Source organism: Colidextribacter sp. OB.20, assembly GCF_009911595.1.
In the GTDB taxonomy this organism is placed as follows: Bacteria; Bacillota; Clostridia; order Oscillospirales; family Oscillospiraceae; genus Lawsonibacter.
This window is the reverse complement of record NZ_QWKG01000149.1, coordinates 1-1,050: the sequence shown is the minus strand read 5'-3', so window position 1 is coordinate 1,050 and position 1,050 is coordinate 1. Positions and strand designations below refer to the sequence as shown.

Annotated in this window: 1 pseudogene; it reads right to left on the bottom strand. The window is 57.3% G+C overall.

The features are described 5' to 3' along the window. Positions 1–1,050, bottom strand: a pseudogene (locus D1641_RS19255) (hypothetical protein); the annotation flags it as partial.

Sequence of the window (1,050 nt, the reverse complement as noted above, 5' to 3'; positions counted from 1 at the left end):
CGCGCCGGCCTGGGTGCCGATGTCGATCTTGTCGATGCCCAGAGCCTTGGTGTGCATGTCGCCCACGGAGACGTTCAACTGGTTGAAGCTGTCGCTGGTGTCGCCGATCTGGAGGGACAGGCCGCTCTTGGCCTTGGGGTCCAGGGACAGCTTGATGCCGTCGCCAGCGTCGTTCGCCTCTACGTTCAGGCCGGTGACCTCTTTAATTTTGGCGATGTTCTGCTGGAAGTTGGTATCGTTAGGATCGAGGCCATTGGTGGCGGTTGTGCTGTCACTCACCAGAACGGTGACGTCGGGGCCCAGAGCGGCGACGGCGTTCATATAGGCGGGATCGGTGGTGGTCGTGCCATCCATCTGACCGGTCATCAGGACAAACTTCTTGCCATTGATGGTAAACACAGCGTCGTCGTAGTTCTTGCCGGTGTACTCGGTGATGTCAGCGGCCTTAATCTCGCGGCCAGCGTCTACTGCTTCCACATAAGCGGTATGGCCTGTGTCAATGCCGTCTGCAGTCTTTGTTGTGACACCGGCAGCGGTAGTCTTAGTGCTCTCGAAAGCGTTGATCTGAGGCACGCCGCTCTTGCCGGCGGTCAGGTTGGTAAACTTAATCAGACCAGCTGTGCCACCCTCACTCTCAATCTGGAAGTCGTTGGCCAGATCGGTCTTCTTCAGATCCTTGATGAAGGCGGACTCCAGGGCGGCGGCGTTTACCGCAGTGGCAGCAATTTTCTTGTTCAGGACCTCGCCGTCGGCATTCACCAGGCGGACCTGGGAGGAAGAGACGTTGCCGTCGGCATCCACATACTTCTCCACCTTGACAGTAGCAGTGTAGGACTTGCCGTTATCCAGGCTGACGGTGAAGGTATACTCATCACCCGCAGCGGCTGTAGCCTGATTAACAGAAACAGCTGTCTTATTGATAGTTGTGCCAGCAATAGCGTTCACCTGGGTGCTGTCCACGCCGTTAACCTTGATCTCCTTGGCGCCGCTCTCCAGAGAGCCGTCCAGCAGCTTGATGCCGTTGAAGTTGGCGCTGTCAGCGATACGGTT